This window comes from uncultured Dokdonia sp. (genome assembly GCF_937910895.1).
Taxonomy (GTDB): Bacteria; Bacteroidota; Bacteroidia; order Flavobacteriales; family Flavobacteriaceae; genus Dokdonia.
On the sequence record NZ_CALEMI010000078.1, the window covers coordinates 25112 to 31310 of the forward strand.

A 6199-nucleotide genomic window follows, 5' to 3' on the forward strand; every position below is an offset into this window, starting at 1 on the left:
AAACATTAAACGTTCGTGCATTTGAGTTAAGATAGGATAGTTACTAGATGTATTTTTACAAAAGTTATTGCAAAGGCTGTTTGCCGTTATTTGGTTGATTAGTTATTACTCTTGTAAGCAAACAGTCTTTTTTTGTTAAAAACAAATTGAAAAGAACTATTTACGTATTAATGACAAATACTTGTTTCTTTTGATTTAGACGATCAATTAACACTTGATTCCAGAAAATGGTCTACATGAATATTATATCATGTAGGCTATTTTTTTAGAAAAAATAAAAGCAAGAGAATATGATGATATAGGCACAACACAAAAAGTTGTGGAGTATTTAAAAATAGAAGATTTTTGCAATGTTCATTTACTTTTAGAATATCAAAAAGATAAGATAGATAAAGGGTTTTTGCCTATAAAATCTATAGAATAATTATGATTAAGAATCTGTGTGTAGTCAGTGAGTGATCTATGTACAGTGGGTGTAAAAAAGTCGTTTAGCAGCTAACTAAACGACTTTTTATTTTTCTAATTCATAGGTATTAAGAGGGAATTACACACTTTTCTTTCTATACTCTTTTGGGCTGTAATGGTATTTACTTTTGAAAATCTTACAGAAATAGCTTCTACTTGTCAACCCTATATTGTAGACAATTTCAGAAATAGATAGATCTGTTGTGACAATTAGAGAAGCGGCTTTTTCAAGACGGGTTGTTTTTATAAAATCAGATACCGTACGATCAAACATAAACTTAAAACCTTCTTGAAGTTTAGCGGGAGATAATCCAGATGCCAAACATAATTTTTTAAGACTGTATTGTACTTCTGGATTTTCTTTTATGGCCTCACTAAGAGATGTGATTTGCTGAAGTTCTTTTTTAAGCAGACCACTTGTGTTTTTTACAGTAGATTTTTCACTATGAAATTGGGCAATCTGTTTAGCTAAAATAATGTAATAGCGTCCTTTGTTGACTAATTGTTGTGATATTTTATTTTCAGTAGTATCATAGGAAATTAAACGCAACTGCGCTGCAATTTTTAAATTAAGATGTCCCAAGTGTATGTATTGATGAGCATAATCAATACTATCTAACAAATCCAAAAGACTTGTGCCAAAATAATTTTCGACCTTTTGAAAGGTATCAAATAAAACATTTTTATTGACAAGCGTGATATGAATATCTGTTTCAACATCTTTAGGGATCAAGACTTCACCATCGTATCCTATAATACTACGTACTATAGCCGTTTGATATTGGTCTAATGAGTGTGTAAGCGTTTTCTCTTTAAAATGATGCGCTATATTCCCTTCGTGACAATAATAGAACTGCAAAGACTCTGTAAGTAAATCATCAATACAAACGCGAGTGTCTTCTAGTAAAGATACCTGTAAACTAATGATTTGAATACCTGGTTGTAATTGTACACAACGTACAGTACCTTGTCCAATACTTTCATCAATTGTTAATATATCTATTTCTCCAACACGTTCACACGTTCCCTTTAAGTTACTTGAAATCTTTTCAATTGCTGAATATCCTACATAATTTTTTACATCGTTCATCTTCCTAGTGTTGTGTGTTACTATTTAGATCTTTAAGAATGATCTTGTAACGTGTTATTTATACTGTAAAAATAAAGGAAGCATTTTGTTTTGTTTAACGGTATTAAGATTAGATGTAACTCATACCCCGCAAAGATTGAACAATGGCTTATTTTCTTTTTTACTATTGGGTTATCATTAGATGTGTTTACGCTATTAGTACTCGTTGTTTTGTTGGATATTGCAACTATAAATGTTGATGGTATGTGCAAGAAGATTTCAAATACAATAGATAAGAATACTTTAGAGTGTACTTTCCAAGCAACGTTTCGCTATGGAAGTCTTTACAGAAAACAATCCGTTATTGATGGAGGTGTAGAATGCTCTTTGTCCATTATTACCCAAGAGAATCCTAGTAAAATTTCTTTCGCTATTTGGGGGCTATTACCTAGTACTTATCAAGATGAGTGGTCTTATTTTCAAAGTGTATACGATACTTTGAACTGTACGGTCGAAGAACTTAATAGCACACCTTTTTTTGATACCTGTTTAGATAACCAGCGATGTCTTGTTCTGGTGTCTGGATTTTTTATATACCACTTAAAAAACGGTGTTTTATATCCTTATTATGTATACCATGATGAAGGATTGCCTATTAGTCTTGGCGGCGTATATACCCAGCTAGATGATGGATTTTTAACAGTTGCGTTAATTATGAAAGAAAGTGACGCTGTTATAAGAGAGATACAAAATATAGAAAATACAATGCCACTTATTATTGAACAAAAAGATAGGAGCAACTGGTTAAATAATACAACGTCAACAGAACAGATTCAGAACCAATTAGTATCAAAACAAGACCATCATCTTAAAGCACATCCAGTAGCAAGAGAATTCTTCAAAAATAATATTACCTATGATACCATCTTAGAGCCGATGGATTATAAAAATATCCCAAAAGTATAATCTTTTAAATCTTACTACAGAAATTAAAAACGATGTTCAGTTTAATACCTCGTGGGTCTATGCCCAAGGATTATTTAGTTTCTCTTAAGTCTTTTTCTATAATCGGTAGGTAATACGCCGTAGTGTTCAAAAAATATTTTTGAAAAATAGCTTCTACTTTTAAATCCAATATTATATACTATTTCAGAAATAGATAGACTTGACGTTTTTAAATAATCACGTGCCAGTTCTAACTTGATCTGTCGTACATATTCGTTCACACTTTTAGAATATAAGACCCTAAAACCTAGTTGTAGCTTCCGATTACTCAAACCAGACTCTTCTCCAAGTATAGCTACCGTCAAGGGTTCTGCAACATTATCTACGATGTAATTAGCAAGGCTGTGTATTTTTTTAAGTTCTTCTTTAGAAAGTGACTCTGGTAATGCAATACCCTGTTCGTGATTATTATGCTCTGCCATTTGCATCGCCATAATCAAGTTGAGTTGACCTTCTATAGATAATGTACGTATGATGCCATGATTATAATTTTCTTGTAACTGCTTGATTTGATCGGCGATTTTAAGACTAAAATTACCATAATGCTCATAAGAAGCTACTGACTCTTTGTCGTTAAAAGTTATTGATAAAGAGTTGTCTAGCGAAGGAATGTTGTGATTTTTCTTGCGATTATATTCCTTACGCATTACATAAATGAAGTTTACTTTTACCGCTATTTTCTTAGGAAATACATAGCGTTCTTTTGTATTCTTTTTAGCCGCTATAATAATATTTTGATAGCGCTCAAAAGTTACTTCACGCTCTTCAATATCATTGCTGTATCCTAATTGTCCTTCGGAAACAAAAATAAACTCAACAGGACTAGCATCCTTTATATGAAAAACAATTTTGGTATCCTCTATAAAGTTGACATCATAATCTACAAGGGTCACTCCCCAATCAAAGGCGATGCTTCGTATCATTCCTTTCCCTACTTCATTGTCAAACTCTAGCACATATTCTCCCCACTCTTCGGTAATCTTCCCTTGAATATGCTTATTGAGTTGCTCAATGATAGCAATACCGTCTATATCTTGTATTTCAATCTCCCGCATTAATTTCTTCCTTAGCGTTATTGTGCTTATAGGGTGCAAAGAAATGAGATTTGTTGAACTCTAATTAACAAATATGAAACATAAAATAACACTATTGGTACGCTTTCGCGAAAGCAAAATTAGGCAAATAGTAATAATAGAGAAAAATTAGGAGTATATTTTTAAGTATATAATGTGCTGGTATACTTATATTTGGGGTGTTGGAAATGAAAGAATGTTGGGTTGCGAAGTCCGCTTTCGCGAAAGCAAAATAAACCCTCACGATTCAACTGATTTAGAAATTGAAATTACCCAGTAGATTTAGAACGTACCTTTTTAAGGTATTCATTAGGACTGACACCAAATTTATTTTTGAACAGTTTAGAAAAATAGCTTCTGCTATTTATCCCTACTTTATAGGTTACTTCTGTGATATTTAAATCTGTATCAGTGAGAAGTTGTTTTGCAGTATCAATTCTGTGGTTTCGGATATATTCATTTACAGAAACATCATATAAATTTCTAAAACCGTTTTGTAAGGTGTTTTGATTTACACCTACTTTTTTTGCAAGACTAGAAACATTAATAGGTATCGCAATTTGATCTTTTATAATTGCCCGTGCTTTTTCTATACTCTCAACGGTAGATTTTCTCATGATCACTCGTTTGTCGAGATTTTTTTGATCATCAAGATATTGCTTTAGAATATGTGTGAAAATCTCATAAGACTTGCCTTCTTGATAGACTTGTTTCATAAAGCCATCTAAGTCACATTCTGTAAATTCTTCTAGAAATTTTGAAATAGTATCATTAAATCTACTTTTATGAAAGAAATTATTGATCCCGTTTACATCCCTAAATAAGGTGATTAATTCTTCATCCATGTTTGGGAGGAATGACTCTATCTTTTCTTCAAAAAGCTTTCGGTTGATCTCTAGGCTAAAGATACACGTAGGTACGCCTGCTTTAAATTTGAAAACATGATTGTTACTAGCGGTGCCAGCCACAATAAGGCTTTCAGAAGTTTTTATTTCGGTCTCTTTGCCATCTTCTTCAAAACAGTGGTAAAAACTCCCACCTCTATTAAATAAAATCTTTAAAGGATACAACGCTCCTTTCTTAAGGTCAAAATGAAAATCTTTTTTTAATGTATAGTCAGTTTCTATAATCCCAAAACCAAAATCAAATTCGTATGCTTTTACATAGCCAGATCCTAGATGTTCGGGTAATTCAAGACAGGTTTCACAGTGCTCTTCATCATAATCCACACCTAACGTTTTAGCCATGTCTATGACCACGTCAGATACTTTTAAATCTCTTATTTGTAATTTCTTTTTCATTATTTGAGTAGAGGATGCTATTGTTAGGTCATTGGAAAGGTACTAAAAGTATGTTTAGCATTTTTTATTATTAAATAAATTCAAAAATATTTAATTAAAATAATTGCTAGTATCACTTAATATAAAATGTTTGATTCTAATGAAAATAATAGTATAAAGTTTATAGTATATATTACTTAGTATAATCGATATGTCACCTTTAATTACTTTAAATTTTAGTACCTTTAAATTTATTCAATTTGATGGCACCTACAGATCTTCATTACAAAAAATATTTAACAGAACTCACGCAATCTTCTTTTTTTAAGGATTCTCATATTGAATCTCTGGAACAACTTTTAAGTCAGATGACTACAGAGAATTGGAAGGTCAGAAAATTTAAAAGCAGTCTTGAAGTTGAATCTACTTTTTACTTTATAGTGTCTGGTAAGCTTAAAGTGTTTAAATCCAATCCTGATACTGGCAGAGAACATACAGTTTTTGTGTTGTCCAATGGCGATGTTTTTGATGTATTATCTTTACTAGATTCTAAACCACACGATGTGTATTGGGAAGCTCTAGAGCCATTGGAAGTATTAAAAATTCCGATGGTACACATGCGATTATGGATTAATAAATATCCCTCAATACACAAGTCTATTTTATATTATTTAGGAGAGCGTATGCAACAACTTATGAACGTTGCTACAGATGTAACCTTACATAGTACTTTAGTACGTTTGGCTGTATTATTACTCAAAAATATAAATGACGAGACTAATGAATTACAATTAATTAATAACCTCCCAAACGAAGAGATTGCAAGTCTTATAGGTACTACCAGATCAGTTGTGAGTAGACACATCCAAGAACTAAAACGTTGTGGTGCTATCTCGGTAAGCCGAAAAAAAATCAATGTAAAGAATCTAAAAATACTTTTATCAATTGCTGAAGAAAAGCATCTTTCTTGATTTTTAAATTTAGAATTCTTAATCGTATAATAATTTTTCACACAAGTGGTACTTAGGTAGCTGTTCTAAAACTTAAAATCTCTTAAATTTATCATATTATCTTGTATGATATATTTATTATTTATAACTTATGTAGATATTTTATTTCTTACATCTTTTGAGTATAACCAACACATAAGACCGTAGTTTAATGTAGCGTTCTATTGGGAATTAGTCCAAAGTAACAAAATCAAAGAACAACATTGAAAGTAAAATCATAATGTCTTTATCTCCTAAGAATATATTTGTTAAGAAAAATATGCTATTAATCCATTTGTTTTCCTATTGTTTCATTTG

5 protein-coding genes are annotated in these 6199 nt (G+C 31.3%); 2 read left to right on the plus strand and 3 right to left on the minus strand.

The annotated features are described in order from the left end of the window. Window positions 1-544 precede the first annotated feature (544 nt). Window positions 545-1555, minus strand: coding sequence for an AraC family transcriptional regulator (locus tag Q0505_RS09875; protein ID WP_299212224.1), 1011 nt, complete (start codon window positions 1553-1555; stop codon window positions 545-547). 243 nt (window positions 1556-1798) lie between these two features. Between Q0505_RS09875 and Q0505_RS09880 the strand changes: the two genes are divergently transcribed. Continuing rightward, entirely contained in the window at window positions 1799-2500 is a 702-nt protein-coding gene (locus Q0505_RS09880) for an SOS response-associated peptidase family protein (protein WP_299212228.1), read from the plus strand. Window positions 2501-2574: 74 nt separating this feature from the next. On the opposite strand, the gene Q0505_RS09885 is transcribed toward Q0505_RS09880, so the two are convergent. Together Q0505_RS09885 and Q0505_RS09890 are read right to left on the minus strand one after the other, a co-directional pair. Next, on the minus strand, window positions 2575-3594 hold the full coding sequence (locus tag Q0505_RS09885) for an AraC family transcriptional regulator (protein ID WP_299212231.1): 1020 nt from the start codon (window positions 3592-3594) through the stop codon (window positions 2575-2577). Window positions 3595-3881: 287 nt separating this feature from the next. After that, window positions 3882-4913, minus strand: coding sequence for a response regulator transcription factor (locus tag Q0505_RS09890; RefSeq protein ID WP_299212234.1), 1032 nt, complete (start codon window positions 4911-4913; stop codon window positions 3882-3884). 242 nt (window positions 4914-5155) lie between these two features. Here Q0505_RS09890 and Q0505_RS09895 point away from each other — a divergent pair, with 242 nt between their 5' ends. Next, on the plus strand, window positions 5156-5863 hold the full coding sequence (locus Q0505_RS09895) for a Crp/Fnr family transcriptional regulator (RefSeq protein WP_299212237.1): 708 nt from the start codon (window positions 5156-5158) through the stop codon (window positions 5861-5863). Window positions 5864-6199 lie beyond the last annotated feature (336 nt).

What these genes read in the sequence shown, in the direction of transcription:
- Q0505_RS09875 (WP_299212224.1), bottom strand. Translation starts at nt 1,555, where the DNA reads ATGAACGATGTAAAAAATTATGTAGGATATTCAGCAATTGAAAAGATT.
- Q0505_RS09880 (WP_299212228.1), top strand. Translation starts at nt 1,799, where the DNA reads ATGTGCAAGAAGATTTCAAATACAATAGATAAGAATACTTTAGAGTGT.
- Q0505_RS09885 (WP_299212231.1), bottom strand. Translation starts at nt 3,594, where the DNA reads ATGCGGGAGATTGAAATACAAGATATAGACGGTATTGCTATCATTGAG.
- Q0505_RS09890 (WP_299212234.1), bottom strand. Translation starts at nt 4,913, where the DNA reads ATGAAAAAGAAATTACAAATAAGAGATTTAAAAGTATCTGACGTGGTC.
- Q0505_RS09895 (WP_299212237.1), top strand. Translation starts at nt 5,156, where the DNA reads ATGGCACCTACAGATCTTCATTACAAAAAATATTTAACAGAACTCACG.